General features: G+C 49.6%; 17 protein-coding genes. 15 read left to right on the top strand and 2 right to left on the bottom strand.

Going from position 1 to position 17,708, the window contains the following annotated elements; all coding sequences use genetic code 11:
- The first annotated feature begins 56 nt into the window (after positions 1-56).
- The 3 genes from AC50Y3_RS05825 to AC50Y3_RS05835 are packed head-to-tail and all read left to right on the top strand — an operon-like array spanning position 57 to position 3,192.
- Positions 57-1,805 carry a class I mannose-6-phosphate isomerase gene (locus AC50Y3_RS05825; RefSeq protein WP_494817837.1) on the top strand — a complete coding sequence of 583 codons (1,749 nt, stop codon included), beginning with the start codon at positions 57-59 and terminating at the stop codon, positions 1,803-1,805.
- Positions 1,806-1,817: 12 nt separating this feature from the next.
- Complete coding sequence (locus tag AC50Y3_RS05830) at positions 1,818-2,771, top strand: ROK family protein (RefSeq protein ID WP_494817838.1); 954 nt, start codon at positions 1,818-1,820, stop codon at positions 2,769-2,771.
- A gap of 43 nt (positions 2,772-2,814) precedes the next feature.
- A complete protein-coding gene (locus tag AC50Y3_RS05835; RefSeq protein WP_494817839.1) occupies positions 2,815-3,192 on the top strand; it encodes a nuclear transport factor 2 family protein in 378 nt (125 codons plus the stop codon).
- A 64-nt stretch (positions 3,193-3,256) separates the two neighbouring features.
- On the opposite strand, the gene AC50Y3_RS05840 is transcribed toward AC50Y3_RS05835, so the two are convergent.
- Positions 3,257-4,768, bottom strand: coding sequence for a peptidase G2 autoproteolytic cleavage domain-containing protein (locus AC50Y3_RS05840; protein WP_494817840.1), 1,512 nt, complete (start codon positions 4,766-4,768; stop codon positions 3,257-3,259).
- A gap of 172 nt (positions 4,769-4,940) precedes the next feature.
- Here AC50Y3_RS05840 and AC50Y3_RS05845 point away from each other — a divergent pair, with 172 nt between their 5' ends.
- The 10 genes from AC50Y3_RS05845 to AC50Y3_RS05890 all read left to right on the top strand — a co-directional run bounded on the left by AC50Y3_RS05845 (position 4,941) and on the right by AC50Y3_RS05890 (position 14,258).
- Positions 4,941-5,585 carry a formylglycine-generating enzyme family protein gene (locus AC50Y3_RS05845; RefSeq protein ID WP_494818588.1) on the top strand — a complete coding sequence of 215 codons (645 nt, stop codon included), beginning with the start codon at positions 4,941-4,943 and terminating at the stop codon, positions 5,583-5,585.
- Positions 5,586-6,012: 427 nt separating this feature from the next.
- Positions 6,013-6,729 (top strand): hypothetical protein, encoded by a 717-nt coding sequence (locus AC50Y3_RS05850; protein WP_494817841.1) that lies wholly within the window; start codon positions 6,013-6,015, stop codon positions 6,727-6,729.
- 52 nt (positions 6,730-6,781) lie between these two features.
- Positions 6,782-7,111, top strand: a complete 330-nt coding sequence (locus tag AC50Y3_RS05855) for a VOC family protein (RefSeq protein ID WP_494817842.1) — start codon at positions 6,782-6,784, stop codon at positions 7,109-7,111.
- Between the two features lie 379 nt (positions 7,112-7,490).
- Complete coding sequence (locus AC50Y3_RS05860) at positions 7,491-7,742, top strand: hypothetical protein (RefSeq protein ID WP_494817843.1); 252 nt, start codon at positions 7,491-7,493, stop codon at positions 7,740-7,742.
- On the top strand, positions 7,735-8,538 hold the full coding sequence (locus tag AC50Y3_RS05865) for a class I SAM-dependent methyltransferase (RefSeq protein WP_494817844.1): 804 nt from the start codon (positions 7,735-7,737) through the stop codon (positions 8,536-8,538). The genes AC50Y3_RS05860 and AC50Y3_RS05865 overlap by 8 nt, the downstream gene beginning before the upstream one ends.
- Before the next feature lie 136 nt (positions 8,539-8,674).
- The gene (locus tag AC50Y3_RS05870; RefSeq protein WP_494817845.1) at positions 8,675-9,214 is read left to right on the top strand and encodes a sigma-70 family RNA polymerase sigma factor; all 540 of its coding nucleotides are present in this window, start codon (positions 8,675-8,677) and stop codon (positions 9,212-9,214) included.
- Entirely contained in the window at positions 9,207-10,547 is a 1,341-nt protein-coding gene (locus AC50Y3_RS05875) for a DUF4179 domain-containing protein (RefSeq protein WP_494817846.1), read from the top strand. Before AC50Y3_RS05870 ends, AC50Y3_RS05875 begins: the two co-directional genes overlap by 8 nt.
- A gap of 118 nt (positions 10,548-10,665) precedes the next feature.
- Positions 10,666-12,255 (top strand): stalk domain-containing protein, encoded by a 1,590-nt coding sequence (locus AC50Y3_RS05880; protein WP_494817847.1) that lies wholly within the window; start codon positions 10,666-10,668, stop codon positions 12,253-12,255.
- A gap of 30 nt (positions 12,256-12,285) precedes the next feature.
- Complete coding sequence (locus AC50Y3_RS05885) at positions 12,286-13,203, top strand: aminoglycoside phosphotransferase family protein (protein WP_494817848.1); 918 nt, start codon at positions 12,286-12,288, stop codon at positions 13,201-13,203.
- 41 nt (positions 13,204-13,244) lie between these two features.
- Positions 13,245-14,258: a phosphotransferase enzyme family protein gene (locus tag AC50Y3_RS05890; RefSeq protein ID WP_494817849.1), complete on the top strand. Its 1,014-nt coding sequence runs from the start codon at positions 13,245-13,247 to the stop codon at positions 14,256-14,258.
- A 77-nt stretch (positions 14,259-14,335) separates the two neighbouring features.
- Here the strand turns inward: AC50Y3_RS05890 and AC50Y3_RS05895 are convergent, their stop codons facing one another.
- Positions 14,336-15,202, bottom strand: a complete 867-nt coding sequence (locus AC50Y3_RS05895; protein ID WP_494817850.1) for an immunoglobulin-like domain-containing protein — start codon at positions 15,200-15,202, stop codon at positions 14,336-14,338.
- Positions 15,203-15,371: 169 nt separating this feature from the next.
- Here AC50Y3_RS05895 and AC50Y3_RS05900 point away from each other — a divergent pair, with 169 nt between their 5' ends.
- Positions 15,372-16,976 (top strand): copper amine oxidase N-terminal domain-containing protein, encoded by a 1,605-nt coding sequence (locus tag AC50Y3_RS05900; RefSeq protein ID WP_494817851.1) that lies wholly within the window; start codon positions 15,372-15,374, stop codon positions 16,974-16,976.
- A gap of 399 nt (positions 16,977-17,375) precedes the next feature.
- Positions 17,376-17,645 (top strand): hypothetical protein, encoded by a 270-nt coding sequence (locus AC50Y3_RS05905; RefSeq protein WP_494817852.1) that lies wholly within the window; start codon positions 17,376-17,378, stop codon positions 17,643-17,645.
- Positions 17,646-17,708: the final 63 nt, after the last annotated feature.

The raw sequence follows: 17,708 nt of genomic DNA on the forward strand, positions 1-17,708 counted from the left end.
TAAAATAGGTGAAAAAATCCGGCGGGATGTAGACGCAAGCAGAGAGGGAGTTAATCATGAATTCGGGATACAACAAGGAACCGATTGTGACGATTCAGGGCTGGGAGCATGAGGCGTGGTCGGGGTATGAAGCAATCGGAGATACAGTACGGGAAGCAATATCGGGCAAAAACAAACGGAAAACCGTTGTCGTCGTGGAATGTTATCCCGGCGTAAGACAAGAGGAAATTATCGCAGGGCTGTCTGCTGCACTGACACCTGCGCTAATCATAAACGCGGAAGACGCGGCGCTGGAACCTGATGAGGTTGACCGCAAAGTCGAGCGTTATATGACGGATGACCGCGTGTTTGGCTATATGACGTCTTTTCGAATGGAAGAGTTCTACGATGCGGATAAGCTGCAGCAGCTCCGTGATGGAATCGATGAGGTACAGTCCGGCGTCGTTGTCGTTATCGGTTTCGGCGCAACACTTGTGACAAGCGGCGATGTGCTGCTGTACGCCGACTTGGCGCGCTGGGAAATCCAGCAGCGCTATCGTGCGAAGACGTATAGCAACTGGAGAACGAACGTCGTGGAAACGGACATTCTCCGTCTCTACAAGCGCGGCTTCTTCTTCGAATGGCGCATGGCAGATCGGCTGAAGAAATCGCTTCTCGGCAGGATCGATTACTATCTGGATACCCATGCAGCGGATGCTCCCAAGATGGTTTCCCGGGAAGCCTTGTTTGCCGGTCTTGCCCAAACGGTTAGTCAGCCGTTCCGGCTTGTGCCGTATTTTGATCCCGGCGTATGGGGCGGAACTTGGCTAGAGGCGAACATCGATCTGCCGAAGCGGAACCATCCGTATGCGTGGGGCTTTGATGGAGTGCCTGAGGAAAACAGTCTATATTTTCAATACGGTACGCTTCGGGTGGAGCTGCCTTCGATTAATCTGGTCTTCTTCGAATCGATTAAATTGCTCGGGGAGAAAGTGTACTCGCGTTTCGGGGCGGAGTTCCCCATTCGTTTCGACTTCCTCGATACGATCGGCGGCCAGAATTTAAGTTTGCAGGTGCATCCAACGACGGAATATATCCGTGAGCAGTTCGGAATGCCGTATACGCAGGATGAGAGCTACTACATTCTGGAGGCGGTTCCCGGCGCGGAAGTGTACTTGGGACTGAAGGACAATGTGGATGCGGAGCAAATGATGGCGGATCTGCGTAAAGCGCAGCAAGGTGATTTTACATTCCCGGCCGAGAACTACGTGAATGTGTACCCGGCTGCTAAACATGATCATTTTCTCATTCCGGCGGGGACGGTTCATTGCTCGGGCGAGGGATGCATGGTGCTTGAAATTAGCGCAACACCTTATATATTCACCTTTAAGCTGTGGGATTGGGATCGGCTCGGGCTGGATGGCAAACCGCGTCCTGTCCATGTGGACCATGGCGAGAAGGTCATTCAGTGGGATCGGACGACAGAGTGGACGAAGAGCTGCGTCGGCCGAGTTGAACCGGTCGCGGAAGGCGAAGGCTGGAAGGAAGAACGGACAGGTCTCCATGATCTGGAGTTTATCGAGACGCGGCGGCACTGGTTCTCCGCACCTGTTCGGCATGAAGCTAATGGCAGCGTCCATATGCTGAATTTGATCGAAGGCGAAGAGGCGACGGTGGAAAGTCCGGACGGCGCGTTCGAACCCTTCGTCATCCGTTATGCGGAAACGTTCATCGTGCCGGCTTCCATTCCGGCGTATACGATTCGTCCAAGCGGTCCGAGCATTGGCAAGACGATTGGCACGATCAAAGCATTTGTCAGAGCTTAGGGGTGAGTCGTGATGAACCCAGGCATTATTCTGGCTTTTGATGTTGGCGGTACGCAAATTAAAGCGGCGGTCATGCGTGACGGATCCATAATCGAGCAGACGATTGGGCAATATGAGGCAAAATCGGATTTGGGAGCGGATGCGATCCTGGCTCATTTCGTTGCGATTGTGCAGGATATGCTGAAGCGGGGCGGACTGGATGAGGAGCCGATTACCGGCTTCGGGCTCGCATTCCCCGGCCCTTTCGATTACGAGAACGGGATCTGCCTGATCCGCGGATTAGGCAAATTCGAGTCGTTGTACGGCCTTTCCGTAGGGACGCTGCTCGAAGAGGCGATGCGCGCGGATGATCGTCTGCGGGGGCGGCTGGCGCCGCAGTTCCGCATTGCTTTCGAGAACGACGCGGCATTGTTTGGCCTCGGAGAATTGGCGGGCTCTAAGGAGGTTCGAGGAGAGCGGGATACGCCCTCAGAGCCGGACAGGGCGGTATGCCTCACAATCGGCACCGGCCTTGGCTCCTGTTTCTTAGAAGACGGAGGTTTGGTAAAGCATCGCTCAGATGTGCCGGATAACGGCTGGCTGTACCAGACGCCTTATCGCGACGGAATCGCCGATCAATATATCTCGAAGAGCGGCGTGTTGCGGCTTGCCGAGGAACTCGGCCTCGAACTCGGCAGTAGAGACGTGCGTGAACTGGCTGAAGCCGCGGTTCGCGGAAGTAAGCCTGAGATCGAGCTGTTCGAAGCGTTCGGCGAGCGGATGGCGATGATTTTGGGACCGGCACTGCGACAATTCGACCCGGACGTCATTGTCCTCGGCGGACAAATCTCGAAGAGTGCCAGCTTGTTTATCGGGGCTTTCCAAGCAGGCCTGGCAGAACAGCAGCTGAAGGCACAAGTGCGTATCAGCCGAGATACGTTCGCGAGTACGTTTCGAGGAATTTATGAGTTTGTAATGGTAAAGTGAAAGAAGAGCGCCAGTCTGATAAAGAATTGAAAGGATGATTGCCATGCATACGGAACCACTTAAAGAGAAGGCTGTGACATTTTTACGGCTGGTTGCTTCGGGGAAAGTGCGCGAGGCCTACGAGAGTTATGTAGGAGCTGATTTCCGTCATCACAATGCCTACTTCCGCGGCGATGCGGAATCGCTCATGCTGGCGATGGAAGAAAACGCGACGTTGAATCCTCATAAGACCCTTGATGTAAAACGCACCATAGAAGAGGGCGATTCCGTTATGGTTTATTCCCATGTGAGACAGAAGCCTGAAGACCTCGGAGCTGCCGTAGTCCACATCTTCCGCTTCGAGGACGGCCGCATCGTCGAATTGTGGGATTTAGGGCAGGCCATACCAGAGCAATCCATCAATGAGAACGGCATGTTCTAACTCTGGAACAAGATTATCGAAAAAAACCGCCAATGGATAGGCGGTTTTTTCTATGTCCAACTAACTAATAACGCTTGCCCAGCAACACTAAGATTTGATTAGGGCGAGTTCTTCTCAGCACATAGTACCCTTCGTCCGCGAGCGTGGCGATTCCAGTATCGTTCGGCAGGCATAATCCGCCAGGTTGGCAAGAACCATCATCTCGTACAAGCAATTTCCCCACCATGCCTACAGCTACCCACTCCGGCCGGTTCAATCGAGGCACATAATCTTGAAGCGGGTTCCATTCGGGATTCAAGATAGGCTGCCGTTCTGTGCGACCGGGCGCAATCAGCTGTCCCGAGCCGTCCCGCCGTTCCGGAATCTGTACATCCTGATATAGGATTCGTCCCCACTCATCCGTTATGAATTTGCGATGCCAGCCTAGGTCGGCGCTATCGGATAGAAAAGCAGGCTTGCCGCTGGTAATGCCTACAATGTAGGGATCCGCAGAAGCAGCTATGCGCACCTTATCTTCAACCAAGGCGAGGAAATAGCCCGGTTCGATGGGGTGTCCGTCATAGATTTCGAACATTTCGGCATAGTCAGCAGCAGGACTGCTCATCGTTCCGTCGATTTTCACATTGCCATTACTTAGAATCTTCGCTGCTATTCCCGGCGCATCCTCACTTGTTCCATTAGCCAGATACCACGAGTAGGACAGCTCGTTGGCTGAGCCGAATTGCCCCATAATGTGTACCCCGTCAAGCAGGTTGGTAGATGTATTCAGTCCTTCAGCGTGCGAAAATAATCCGTCGGCAATCGTATTCACGCCTTGAGCATGCGAGGAGAAACCGCTTGCCGTCGTCACGGCTCCCTCTGCGTGCGCCGATTGGCCGCTTGCCATGCTTTGGTTTCCTTCGGCATGCGAGACATCGCCGCTTGCAACTGTGCGCTGTCCTTCCGCATGTGCGAAGATACCGCTAGCCAGGTTCAAGTTTCCTTCCACATGCGATGCTCTGCCGCTTGCGGTGTTGCTTTCGCCTTCGGCATGCGCGCATTGCCCGGTAGCGAACGTTTCTAGTCCTTCGGCGTGAGAATCTAAGCCGGCAGCTTGGGTTAACTCCCCTTCGGCATGCGCATTCATCCCACTAGCCAGCGTATTCATTCCTTCCGCATGCGAGCGGTCGCCGATGGCTTGCGTCACTTCGCCTTCCGCATGCGCATAGATGCCGAATGAAATCGAACCGCCGCCTTCCGCGTGCGAGGCAGGACCAATCGCATTCGTGGCGTAGCCTTCCGCGTGAGCGGCGAATCCGCTTGCAATGGCTAGAAAACCTTCCGCATGCGAAGCCTCATTGGAGGCATCTGTTTCTCTGCCTTCGGCATGCGAATAGATCCCCTCTGCGAGTGAGCTTCCGCCTTCCGCATGGGAGGCAGGTCCTTGAGCCGTATTTGCATATCCTTCCGCGTGAGCGGCAAAACCGCTCGCCGTTGATTGAAAGCCTTCTGCATGAGAGGCGTCTGCGCTTGCCAGCGTATCTGAACCTTCAGCCTCGGAGCATGTCCCCGTTGCTTGCGCATTACATGGTGCCATGTTGCAACATCTCCTTTTGTAAGACATAATGATGGTGAATCTATTTCCATATTATTACATGCGAGAGATTATGATTGGATGCTAGAGTGCTTTTTCTGAACCGATAAGAAATGAGTCATCGTAGGAGGAACAAAGTGTGTCAAAAGATAGATGGAGCGATGTTGAGCTTACGATGGTGGAGATCCCCAGGGGAGAAGTTGAGCTAAGGGACGACCGTGTGAAAAGCAAATGGAAAACGGCGGTGAACGGGTTTCTGCTTGCTCGATATCCGGTAACGGTAGGGCTGTATGGTGCGATTACAGGTGCTGCTGCTCCTTCGGACAGCGATTCGAGGTGGCCGGTAGTGAACGTCTCTTGGCTGGATGCCGTGAAGTTCTGCAACCTGCTGTCGGAGAGAGAGGGGCTGCAAGCTTGTTACTCCATTCGTTCTGATGATGTGGATTGCGACTGGGAAGCAGACGGCTATCGTCTTCCCACGGAAGCGGAGTGGCAGTATGCATGTAAAGCCGGCACTTCTGGATATCGATACGGCGAGCTTGATCAGATCGCTTGGTATGAAGAGAATTCTGGCGGAATCGTCCATGTGGTAGGTGAGAAGGAACCGAACGCGTGGGGATTATACGATATGCTCGGGAATGTGTGGGAGTGGTGCTGGGATCTCTATGATGAGGAAGTGTACGGCACTTATCGGATATTTCGGGGTGGGAGCTGGGCCGAAGAGGCTAGAGGCTGTGGGGCAACCTGCCGCCGCCGCAGTCACCCGACCTTTAGCATCGATGATCTTGGGTTTCGGTTGGCGCGGTCAATGGTGAGATAGCACGCTAACGAATCCTAGAGGTCTTATTTCAACAAAAAGACGGGGTTTGAAATTCTAACGAATCCAAGAGGTCTTATTTGGTGTTAAATGGCTCTTTTTCGTATCATTCCTCTGCAATAGGACCTCTACAGTTCGTTAGAACTGAGAACGTGCGAATTCGGCACGAATAAGACCTGTAGGATTCGTTAGCGCGATAATGCAAAGGGGAGTGAGTTTTGGTGGGGGTTTCGGATTGGAATACGTGCTCGATGAGCGCACTGCTGCTTCCTTCCTCAAAGGTTATTCGACGATCCTGCCCCTCCGGATTTAACGCACTATCGCACCGTCTATCGATATTTCTATCGGCTGCTAGGCGTGCAAGGTTCTGTGGATTTGGATCTATGGCTGGCGCAGCAGGCTTTATTTCAGTGAAACGGAGAATCGATTCATGAAGAAAAAGAAGAAAATCCGAGATTTGATTTATGTCAGCCAAATGCTTCCGAATAACTGCTTCTATTCGTATGGGATTGAATTTTATGAGTTTATGAATGTTGTTACTCCTAGACCGGAGAACCTAATTCTGCTCCAACATCATTTTTCGAATGCGCAATGGAATCCTCATTCTCGATTTGATTATGTGACTCGGGAAGAGCTTGATGAGCTGATCGAAGATGATGTTTATGGCTATGGGGATTTTTGTTGGGTAGATTTCGCACGAGAAGAGGATCTGGATGCATTAAGTAACACTCAAATTGCTGAATTATTGTTTTTTGGGCATCTCGCTAGACTGTTACACCAAGTGCCAAAGGTGAGATTTGCGTACTATGCGCATGATGATGGTTGGTTCAACAAGCTCTATGTATCGGACGAGCACGAATATGAAATGCTTCTGGCCAACGTTATTGTAGATAAGCTTCGGAAGCTGACGGGAAGGGAATTTGGGGCTGTTCCGAAGGAAGTATCAGCAGCACTATTGGAGTTAACCCGAGATGGATTATTCATTGATTTATCCAAAGCGATCAAGGAAACAGCCGAATATAAGATTTCACTTACAACGGTTGGTCATTACACGGATATGGACAAAGTCTATGACTTGCGTGATGTGGTTAGTGATTATAAAGTTTGGTTGGTCTATTCCAAGAAGGTTTGGAAACTCGTAGAATAACATCCCGAATAGACGAACAAAGAATCCAATCTCCAATCAGGAGGCAAATAATATGAACGAACAATTAGCTGATTTCATCGTCAATGAAGTAGTGCAAATCTACCTGCCGTCTACGAATATTAGAAGATCGGTCGAGTGGTACAAGCATGTATTCGGATATCAGGTGATTTGGGAAGAGGAACATTCGGCAAACTTGAAGTTGGGGCATGGCCCGCTGCTGTTCATTAAGAAAACCGCGATCAAGCAGCCTATCCAATTCGAAACGGAACAGGAAGTTTCGCCGGTCATCAGTTTTAAGACTTCAAATTTAGAACATCTGCATGAAAGCTTGAAATCAGACTACGAGGTCAGCGGCATCAAAACCAATATGGAGAAGGCGTAAACGGAGTCTACAAGGATTTCTATATCAGGGATCCTGACGGGAATCTTATTGAAATCAACAGTTTCCCTGATCTGCATCTCGAGTCATTCCGAGGTTACTAAGCTCTGACATTACATCCACTTCCCAGCAATATGCCTCAGTTGCGGTAACGATTACGACTGCTAACGACGAGCTGGCCCGTAAATTGGAGCCTCATGCAGCTTCCTCAACAGAGAGATTCAGAACGCTTGCTGAACTTGAGAAGCTCGGCGTTGTGACGACGATGCTGATGATGCCCATTCTTCCCTTCCTGGAAGATCAATTGGAAAACATAAATTAGCTTGTCGAGAGGGCAGCAGACGCAGGGGTCAAACATATTATTGCAGCGTTTGGCGTTACGTTGCGAGACCGGCAGCGGGAGTATTTCTATCGAAAGCTGGATGAAGAGTTTCCGGGACTGAGCAATCAATATAGACGGACATTCGGTCTTGCCTATGAGTGCAAGTCGAAGCGAGAGAAGGAACTGGCGCTTCGGTTCCGTGAAGCCTGCTCGCTGCACGGGATCTCAACAGAAATGCCCTATTATCAGCCGCCTGCTGCGGACTCGTTCCAATTGAGTTTGTTCGACGACGAGGAGTGTTCCTATGGATGATGTTGAGATTGTTCGAAGGTTCTACGATGAGACGGTGCAGTATGAATGGGATCGACTCGATCGCCACAAGGTTGAGTTCGAGCTTAGCAAACGTTATATGAATCGCTACATCAAACCAGGTGACAAAGTCCTCGATCTCGGCGGGGGACCTGGCAGGTACTCGCTTCATCTCTCGGCGCATGGCTGCGAAGTGACGCTGGCAGATCTCTCGCCTAACAATGTGAACTTTGCGTTGAATAAAGCGAAGGAACTCGGGCTACCACTTGAGGGGTTATGTGTGGACAGTCGGGACTTATCGAGTATTGCGGATGAGCAATTTGATCATGTGCTCTGCATGGGCCCGATGTATCATCTGAAAGAAGAGAAGGATCGGGCTACTACCATTCAGGAATGCTTGAAGAAGCTAAAGCCGCACGGAATTCTATTCGTATCCTTTGTCTCTTCTTATTCATTTGTGTGGGATTACCTGATCCGTAATCCAGCATTGATCCTATCTGCCGATCGCCAGTCTGAGCTCCTTACGATGATTGAGGATGCGAATTTTGCCGGACATGGATTCACGGACAACTATTACATTCGTCCCCGAGATGTAGCGCCATTCTTTGAAGCCTTCCAACTAGAGAAGCTGCACGTGCTCAACTGTGAAAGCTTCCTATACATGCGGGAGCCTGAGCTCCTTACGCAGCCGCCCGAGGTGGTATCGGCGTGGCTCGACTTGGCGGAGCAAGTATGTGAACGCGAGGAGCTATTGAGTTTAGCTGAACATTTCATGTACATTGGCAGAAAGAATGAATAGATGCTCGATACAATGAGGCTGCCGGTCAGGCGGCCTTTTTAATATTTGAATACACAAATTTTAAACGAGCGAAAACCGTTTGACGTTCTGCAGAGTCTAACTAGTAGAAGAAGCACAATGGCAGGAGAGGAATCGCATGGATGATGAATTGCTGGCTCTTGCAGCTAAACGCGGTGACGATGCGGCCTTCTACAGCCTCATTACGCAGCACAAGGATAAAATGTACCGAATTGCCTATTCCTACTTAAAGAATGAGAGCGATGCGCTTGAAGCCATACAAGAAGTGACCTGCCGGGCTTACATACAGATACACAAATTGAAGGAACCGGGCTATTTTGGCAGCTGGCTGATTCGCATTCTGATGAACTATTGTGCGGACGAGACCAAGAGGCGAGCTCGTCGGAATGAGAAACAGCAGGTGGCAGCCAGTGCTGAAGAGCAGCATGTAGCGAGCGGCGAATCTGCTTTACTGGAGAAGGTCATGCTCGAATCGGCGGTGGAACGGCTGGATGCCAACTATCGGACCGTCATTGAGCTGAAATATTATCATGATCTGACGATCACCGAAATTGCGAGAACGTTAAGGAAGCCGGAAGGTACGATAAAAACATGGCTGCACAAAGCACTCGGCGGGTTGCGGCAGCGGCTGGAGAAGGACGGTGAACCTCATGAATGATTTTCGCGATTCGAACGAACAGGATTGGCCTCAGTTAGAGGCAATGAAGGAACAGATCAATCAGATTGTAGTTCCTTCGACTGTCGATGAGAGAATTAGGAATGGCATGCGGCTTGCGAGGCAGCGCAGAAGGCGCCGCACAGTAACTAGATTCGCTTCTTATACAGCAAGTTTACTGCTTCTGATAACGGTAGCTTCGGTCCGCTTTTCGCCTGTCGTTGCTGCCTATGTTGGCGATTTGCCTGGACTTCGGTCACTCGTTGAGCTTATTAATCATGACAAAGGGCTGGAGCTTGCCTTAGAAAATGATTTTATGCAGCCGGTCGGCCTGTCCGAAGAGCATGATGGCATCAAGGTGACCGTGGATGGCGTACTTGCAGATGAATCGCGGGTTATCGTCTTCTACACCCTGAATAACATGGATGGACGGAAGCGAGTCGTTAATGTTCAGCAGATTAATCTACTGAATGGCAAAGAGTTCAGCAGCTCGCATGGTTCCTCGGATTTCAGCGAAGAGTGGGTAAGCAAGAAAGGCACGATCGATTTTAATTTCCAAGAGGGAGCAGAGCTTCCTGATATCCTCAACCTGGAGCTGAAGGTCGGTAAGGACGAGAAGACAGTCATCGGTGAGGTTTGGAAGTTTGCGATTCCAGTGGATAAGGCGAAGTTTGAAGGCTTAAAAGAAACCTATGCTATCAATAAGACGGTTACCGTCGAGGGTCAGCATATCACCTTTGGGAAAATGACCGTTTATCCGACCCGCATTGGGCTGGAGGTCGCTTATGATCCGGCCAATACGAAGAAGTTGTTCTATTTTGATGATATACGGATTGAAGATGAGCACGGTGAAACGTTCGGGACCATTACTAATGGCGTATCCGGTTCAACCCTAAGCGAGAATCGGCAGGTGCTCTACTTCCAGAGCAATTATTTCCGTAAGCCGCACCGGCTCTACTTACGGGGGAACAGTATTCGGGCATTGGACAAAAACAAGCTGGAGATTAAAGTGGATCTCGATCATAAGAAATTGCTCTCAAGCCCCGATGATCATCTTACCTTAAGAGATGTCGGTACCAGCAAGGAGGATGGTCAGAGCATAATTGTCTTAAAACTGAAGAATGACAACCCGCTTGATGAGAACCGTCAATACAACATTCTAGACATGAGATTCGAGGATGCATCCGGCAAAACCTTTGATTCGCATATGACGGGATCTTCCGGCGACGAGTTTCAGTATTTCATCAAGAAGGCGAATTATCAAAGCCCGCTGACGCTCACTATTGTCGACTATCCAACTCGAATTCATGGCGACATTGACCTGAGAATTAAATAGACCATCGACAAGACTGCCAAGCTTGGCAGTCTTGTCAGTAGTTCAGTAACCTTTTTGCAGAGTAAACGTCTATGATCTATGAAGATATCCTAATTAATGGTTCCGAGGTGGAGTGAAAATGAGACATTCTCGTTTACTAAAGTTGATCGTGCTCGCAGGTATGGCTAGTTTGCTGATTCCATTAGCCGTATCGGCGGAAAATTCACAGGAGCAATCCATGACCATTGAAGGAAAAGTGCTCTCGCATGTCAAACAGGTTGCTTCAGGATATGCAAGTACGCTGGCGCTGAAGAATGACGGGACTGTCTGGACCTGGGGAGCCAACATGACGACACGTCTGACAACGACCGCCGTTCAAGTGCCGGAATTAACGGATGTAGATTCTATTAGACTTTCTTCTACTTACGGGGATACGGGCGTTGCCGTGAAGAAGGATGGGACAGCGTGGATGTTTGGCCAATTACGATACGGCACTTACGAGGGGGTAACCTATTCGTCAGCCCATTCGGAATACACGAGAATTCCGAAAGAAATCGAAGGACTGCGTGATGTGAAAGATGTTCAATTAGGCTATGACTCTGCGCTGGCTCTGAAGAAGGACGGAACGGTCTGGGCTTGGGGAAGCAACGAGTACGGAGAATTGGGTACTGGCAAAGCGAAGTCCCTTGCTGCACCGGCCCAAGTAACGGGGTTGCCAGCGATAGCGTCTGTACATATAGAAGGTAATGCAGCGTTCGCCATCGACAAGATGGGCAAGCTTTGGTTCTGGGGCTCACCGTATTGGTACTATAGCCAGACCGGCAATCAAGCTGTAATAACGAAACCAAGGTTATTCGAGAAGCTTGATCAAATCAAGGCAATTATAGGTTCAGGAGGGTCTACCCTATTGCTGCGTTCGGACGGCACCGTGTGGTCCTTTGGAGATAACTATGGCGGTATGCTGGGTAGAAACAGGGATCCATTGGAGGGGCCGCTCCATCTGGAACGGATACCGGAGCTTCATTCGATAGAAGAACTATCATGCTCGTATTTGCAATGTTTGGCGCTTGATCAGCTTGACCGGGTGTGGGTATGGGGTAATAACTCGTACCGCCAAATCGGAGACGGCCTGCAGCCGCATAGGTTCAATCATCCCGTAAGGCTGGAGCGCCAGCAGGCAGAGAAGGTTGTCAGCGGTTTTCGAACTTCTTTTCTCATTAAGAAGGATGGTACATTGTGGGGGGCGGGCTTAAACGGCGATGGTCAGATTGGCCGCGGGCTATTAGGTTTAGGGGGAGGAGAGGAAGGCTTCGGCGTTCCGCCTTACTCGTATGAACCGTATTCATGGGGAACATTCTCTGTTGCTAAATATGAACCTGTCTTGGAAGCGCCTCGTGTGCTGGTGAATGGGCAGCAGACTGTCATGTGGTCGATGCAGGTTGATGGGAGCGTTTATGCTTCTGTTAGAGGGATTACGGAAGCGATGGGGTATCGAATGACGTGGAACCCAGTGGACAAAATAGCGGTTGCTCTAAAAGACGGTAAGGAGTTCTCCTTTCATTTGGAAGAAACGGGCGGCATCTATGTGAATGGGCAGTCTGTCGCTATAGGCAAAGAAGTATACAATGTAAGAGGGGAAATGCTGGCACCTGTCCGCGAGCTTGGTTCGGCATTCGGTTGGACTACGGTATGGGACCCCGAGCGTTATACGATCCGAGTATCGGAGTAGAAGCGAGCTGAGCGGAGGAGAAGCCAAACAATGAGCAAACATTATCCATTCCGGCAAAATGAAATCGATCAAATCGTGAAGCAGTTTGGGCAATTGTTCTATGACAAGGTGTTGAGGGATCTCGACACCTTCGCCGATCGATGGGCGCTGAGCGCGCTTCAGCTTATCCCTTCCTATTCTGCAAACCTGGTATTGAAATGCGAATCGGCGCGGTTCGGGAGTTCTGTACTGAAGATAGGCAGAAATTCCTCCGTAGAGATAAGTACGGAATATAACGCGTTGCTCCAATATAATGGCAGACGGTTCTGCAATGTGTATGAAGCGGATGTGGTTCGAGGCGTGTTGCTAGAAGCATGCATCAAACCAGGGAATCCGCTGAGGGAAGTGACTTCGCTTACGGCAAGATTGGACGTATTCAGTTCGCTATTCAACGACCTACACATAACGGCTGCTAACACAGAGCTGTATCCAACTTACGTAGATTGGGTAAATAGAATAACCGAGTACATGAGCAAGCGGCAAGATTGCAGTGAATTAGCAGCTTATATGAAGAAAGCTGAAGAGATCTGCCTATCGGTGTCCGCGGTGTATAACGGGCAGATGCTGCTGCACGGTGATTTCCACCATGATAATATTTTGCTTGGGCAGGATGGCAGCTATCGAATCATTGATCCGAAGGGCGTAATCGGTGATCCTGTATTTGACGTTCCGCGCTTTATATTAAATGAATTTGACGATGATTATTCGGAGGCCGGTTATGCCAAAATCAGCGAGATAATCGCCGTGTTCGAGAAGAAGCTGGGCATACCGAGCGCGATCTTAAAACAATGCCTCTTCGTCGAGACGGCAATGAGCTCATGCTGGAGCATGGAGGATGGCGCAACGGCTGAAGAATATCGGGAGCTGCTTAAACCGGTTGCTTTTGCCGAATCGATTATGAATCGTTGATTGCTCACTTGGATGCGAGTTCAGGTTAGGGGGAATTAGATATGGAACATGCCATTACGGACCTCTTCCATCGTCATGGTGTCCTTGCCAGTGCCGTGGAGCGATATGGACTTAGCAGCGAAGAGGTCACTTCTATAGGTGGATTTCAAAACTTTGTGTACGAGTACCAGCGAAATGGACGCACTTATATTCTGCGAATAACGCCGGGAAGCCGTCGTACAGTTGGTGAGGTAAAGGCAGAGCTGGCGTGGATTCAGTATTTGGTGAGCCGCGGCATTTCAGCGTCGCTGCCGATTCAATCTGTGGCCGGTGAGTGGACCGAAGTAATTGTGACCGCGGAATTGTTCTTTACCGCGGTTTCTTTCGAGAAAGCGCCGGGGCAGAAGGTGAATTATCCGGAGTGTCTGGATGACGACAAGTTATATGAGTCTCTTGGTCGAATCACGGGTCAAATGCATGCTTTATCGAAGCTGTATAAACCTGAGGACAGCAGCGTTCGCAGATTGGAATGGCATCAGAATGATTACTTGAAGGACATCGACATTCTTCCCCCGTCCCATCGGCGCGTGAAAGAGAATTACAACTTGATGGTGGATCGGCTAAACGAATTGCCAACGGATCCTGATGCTTTTGGACTTATACATGGGGATATGGGAATCGGTAATTTTACTGTAGATAGCGAAGAGAAAATCACGCTCTTTGATTTCGACGAAGCGCAGTACAGCTGGTTTGTGGAAGATATCGCGATCCAGTTATACTATCTGGTTTATGTCTATGGAGACGATGGTGGACGGGAGCTGAGGGAAGATCAAGCCCGTCGATTCATGCGTTCTTTTCTGAAAGGCTATAGGCTCGAAAACACGATAAGCGAAGAGGCTTTGAAGCAAATTCCGTTATTTCTAATGTTGAGAGAGTTGATTGTCTATATCGGGGCGTTCCGCAATTATGATGGGGATGAATCGTTCAGCAGCTCGGATAATCAGTGGTTTAAGGATTGGATTGCACAGAGCAAGGTGAGATTGGAGAATAACATCCCTATCGTGGATATTTGGTAATCATGTTTGATCCATATCCGACAGCCTTCTTCGAGTACGTCGTTCAATAATCCGGTTCTGAAGAGCTGTCGGATTGACTATTGGATTTCAAAATCAGCAGCTAATATTGCTCTTATATCCGTATTGGCAGCGCCGAAGGTTTTCACTACGCGATATTTCCCCGGCGGAAGTTTCTGTGGAAATTTTACCGTCTCGGTGTAAGTATGGTCGGGCGGAGTTTCAAAGCCAATGGCATCAACAGCCGAATCATCCGGCACCATCGTCCATCCCTCAGGTTGTTGGCGGTAGATCGTGTATCCGTATCCCAAATTCAGGTCAGTCGGCCCCGCGTTATAGAGTTTTAATTCGGTGTGGTCGGCTCCCTGTAATAGGGGATCAATAGTAAGTCGCGCATTCAGTTCATGGGCCGGAACATAGAACGGCGCTAACAAAGTATCCTCCACCACTCCCTTAGCGTTGAGAGCCTCTAAGCTCAGCAAGTAGTTCGTGTTCGGCTGGTCAGGCAGCTTATAGGAGAAGTTAAACTGATCCTCTTTAATATTGCTGCGATCAGCGACAATTTCAGTCAGCAGTTTATCCCGGTTACCATCCTGGTCCCGGCTGGTAATCTGATAGCGAACCGAAATTTGCTTCGGGATCCGGACAAGTCCAATTCCTGCATCGCCCCCCGCTTGAGCCATATCGTTAGGGTAAGACGTGAGCATATTAAACCCATAATCCCCTTTAAACCACTTCTCGGTTCTGGCTCCATAATCTGTTGCCGCAGCTAATGCTTGCAGTCGATTAAGTTTGAAGGAGACGCTGGCCGACTCAGGGTTCCCAATCGTATCCTTGAGACCAGCAACGGTAGGATCAACAGTTCCTTGAATGAAATCCCCCTCTGGTTTACTTCCGCAAGCTGTCAAAATAACTCCGAATAGCAGCATGAATACTACGATTCGCACTAGCAACACCTCCTCTAGATATGACGCATAATATCCAGCATTTGTTACGGTTAGCAACTGAGCAATCGATCGGCTGATAAATTATCCATTTTTAGGTATTTGCCGCAACATTTCTCAGCAGTGGTCGTCTAATGGTCATCCGGCTAATAATAAACAGGAGGATGAGCCCTTGCTTCTAATTAAAAGATTACTTAACTCTCTAACTACGATTACTTTAGTTATAACGGTGCTGCTGCTGAGCATCCCGGTATCAGCTTCAGCAGAAGATAATTCCGGAGCTGTTGATACCTCCGATGCGAGCGGAATCAAGGTCATGATGAACGGTCGCATGTACGAGTTGAACTCTGCTCCACTCGTTGCCAGAGGTAATGTGTACTTATCCGTACGCGATATGGGCCAGCTGCTCGGAACGATTGTGTCCTGGAATGCCGCAGCCAAGATGGTATCTATGAAATACCCGGAGCTCTCCGTTAAATTGAGTTATGGTTCTAAGCATGCAACCGTTAATGACCATCAAGTCGCATTAACAGCGCCTCTTCTCAACTTGCAGGGACGCGTTTACGCTCCGCTTCGTTTCTTCTCTGAAGCTACCAAGGCCGAGGTCGTGTGGGACGAAAAGAACAAAACAGTCCGAATTACACGCAAGGATACATACCTCAAAGTAGGGGGTGGGAGTCCAATATGGTATAACCGAGAAACAAGCGACATCTATACGGCGCGAGATGAGCAGCACCCTGTCGTCCTCATCGGTAAGTTAGATGGCAAGCTTGTTGGCAATATCTCGGTGAGCATGGGGGGAATAGGCGGTTTAACAAGCATACTTACATTCGTGGACCAACATGTAGATGAGGAGCATCACGTTCTATATGATGCGTATAACTTGTTTATCCAGAACAGTAAGATTGTGACCCAGAAGAAAGCGACTTACGTTCAGCGTTATGAATCGAATACGAATTATTTTCAAGTGTACAGACCGGATGGTTGGCTCCAGCGTTCTGTTCTGACAGATGGCAAAAGCGTGACCGTATTCGATGAACAAGGCAAAGAGATAAACAACTATGATCTGCCTGCGCTTGTCGGCAAAGATGGGGTGTACGCCGTGCTAGCAGTCGGCGAGGACTATTTGGTCGTTCGGCCGAATCTTACCGGACTTCTGATATTAATAGATCTGAAAGACCATACCGCCGCCGTGTTGGCCGATAAGCTGCTGACTGGGGAAGAGCGGACTTACGCCTTGAACAACAAGGTTCCGTACAGCGTCGATGGGTTGAAATTTGCCGGCGATATGGGCCACGGGTCGCTGGATTTCCTATACTACAGTCCTTTGGATAAGACGAATCGCACCGTTCGATTAACCTACGATCGGCCTTCTTACGAGGAGGAACGGAATAACCTGCCGAAGCCCAAATCACTCAGCGAATTGGCAGCTGTATGCAGTCCCGAAACCGTAGCGTCCGTAAATCTACAGGACGGGGATCTTACCTATGTTCCACTGAACAATACCAACAAGGCTGATCACGAATCGATTAACAAAGTCTGCCGCATGCTGAAGAAGTTTGTTAAGAGCGGCGTCGAGGAAGCTGCCTCTTCTGCTGAAGTGGAGACCTTTTTTCACGGGATGTCGATCAGTTTCGCTGACGGGAGCCTTATACAAGTTCAAGAAGCGGGGCAGGGCAGACTGTCCATAGCAATAGGACGGGGGAAGCAGCTGGTCCTGGACGATCTAGAGGCTTATAAGGATTTCAAGCATCTGAAAATACTTCCGCCGAGGTAGGTGGTTGTTAGCTTAGATAGACTGCCGGTGGGAATTAATCGGCAGTCTTTTTGTATTGCAACTTTTTGTTGCGGCGGACGTCTTAATTAAGTGTAAAAATATAGAAGTCGAGATCATAAAAGGAAGACCGACAGAACCGGCATCTGACGGATAAGACGGAGGTAAGGAATGAACAGAAATGGTATCTATTTAGTAGCAAGCATCGTGTGCATCATACTCCCCATACTCGGCGTTTTGTATATCATTTGGGACTTTTATCAGCCCAAGACCGGTCCGGTTGGAGACGGTAAACTTCATGTTCATTTCTATCAATGGATCCCCTTTATTTCCACTTTTCTTATTGGGGTCCTGAATTTACCTAGAGCGATTAGGTTGAATCGAAGGGGGGCCAAACGTTAAATGGCGAGCATCGGCTTACTAATTGTAACGGTATTCGTGGTCATTGTTACACTGCTGTTTGTTGCGGGAGTCATGTTGGATTTTATCAGGCCGAGTGTTCTTCAAGTGCAACTCTTAGGCTTTCAACTAACGCTGATCGGAATTTTATTCGTATTAGCTTTCGACGAGTCATCGGGTTATGGCGTAACCATCGGCATGATCGGACTGCTTACAGGTGTGTTCGGTTCATTTCGAGATACGGTGGATGTGACCAATAGTAGCGGTAGGTGATGGTGTGAAAAAGCTATGCCTCTTATTCCTGGTGATGCTCTTCTGCGCGGGATGTATGGAGAC

The sequence above is a fragment of the Paenibacillus sp. J22R98 genome (genome assembly GCF_059383835.1).

Bases quoted from the DNA above. Each gene is read 5' to 3' on its own strand.
- AC50Y3_RS05825 (WP_494817837.1), top strand. From the start codon at position 57: ATGAATTCGGGATACAACAAGGAACCGATTGTGACGATTCAGGGCTGG.
- AC50Y3_RS05830 (WP_494817838.1), top strand. From the start codon at position 1,818: ATGAACCCAGGCATTATTCTGGCTTTTGATGTTGGCGGTACGCAAATT.
- AC50Y3_RS05835 (WP_494817839.1), top strand. From the start codon at position 2,815: ATGCATACGGAACCACTTAAAGAGAAGGCTGTGACATTTTTACGGCTG.
- AC50Y3_RS05840 (WP_494817840.1), bottom strand. From the start codon at position 4,768: ATGGCACCATGTAATGCGCAAGCAACGGGGACATGCTCCGAGGCTGAA.
- AC50Y3_RS05845 (WP_494818588.1), top strand. From the start codon at position 4,941: ATGGTGGAGATCCCCAGGGGAGAAGTTGAGCTAAGGGACGACCGTGTG.
- AC50Y3_RS05850 (WP_494817841.1), top strand. From the start codon at position 6,013: ATGAAGAAAAAGAAGAAAATCCGAGATTTGATTTATGTCAGCCAAATG.
- AC50Y3_RS05855 (WP_494817842.1), top strand. From the start codon at position 6,782: ATGAACGAACAATTAGCTGATTTCATCGTCAATGAAGTAGTGCAAATC.
- AC50Y3_RS05865 (WP_494817844.1), top strand. From the start codon at position 7,735: ATGGATGATGTTGAGATTGTTCGAAGGTTCTACGATGAGACGGTGCAG.
- AC50Y3_RS05870 (WP_494817845.1), top strand. From the start codon at position 8,675: ATGGATGATGAATTGCTGGCTCTTGCAGCTAAACGCGGTGACGATGCG.
- AC50Y3_RS05875 (WP_494817846.1), top strand. From the start codon at position 9,207: ATGAATGATTTTCGCGATTCGAACGAACAGGATTGGCCTCAGTTAGAG.
- AC50Y3_RS05880 (WP_494817847.1), top strand. From the start codon at position 10,666: ATGAGACATTCTCGTTTACTAAAGTTGATCGTGCTCGCAGGTATGGCT.
- AC50Y3_RS05885 (WP_494817848.1), top strand. From the start codon at position 12,286: ATGAGCAAACATTATCCATTCCGGCAAAATGAAATCGATCAAATCGTG.
- AC50Y3_RS05890 (WP_494817849.1), top strand. From the start codon at position 13,245: ATGGAACATGCCATTACGGACCTCTTCCATCGTCATGGTGTCCTTGCC.
- AC50Y3_RS05905 (WP_494817852.1), top strand. From the start codon at position 17,376: ATGGCGAGCATCGGCTTACTAATTGTAACGGTATTCGTGGTCATTGTT.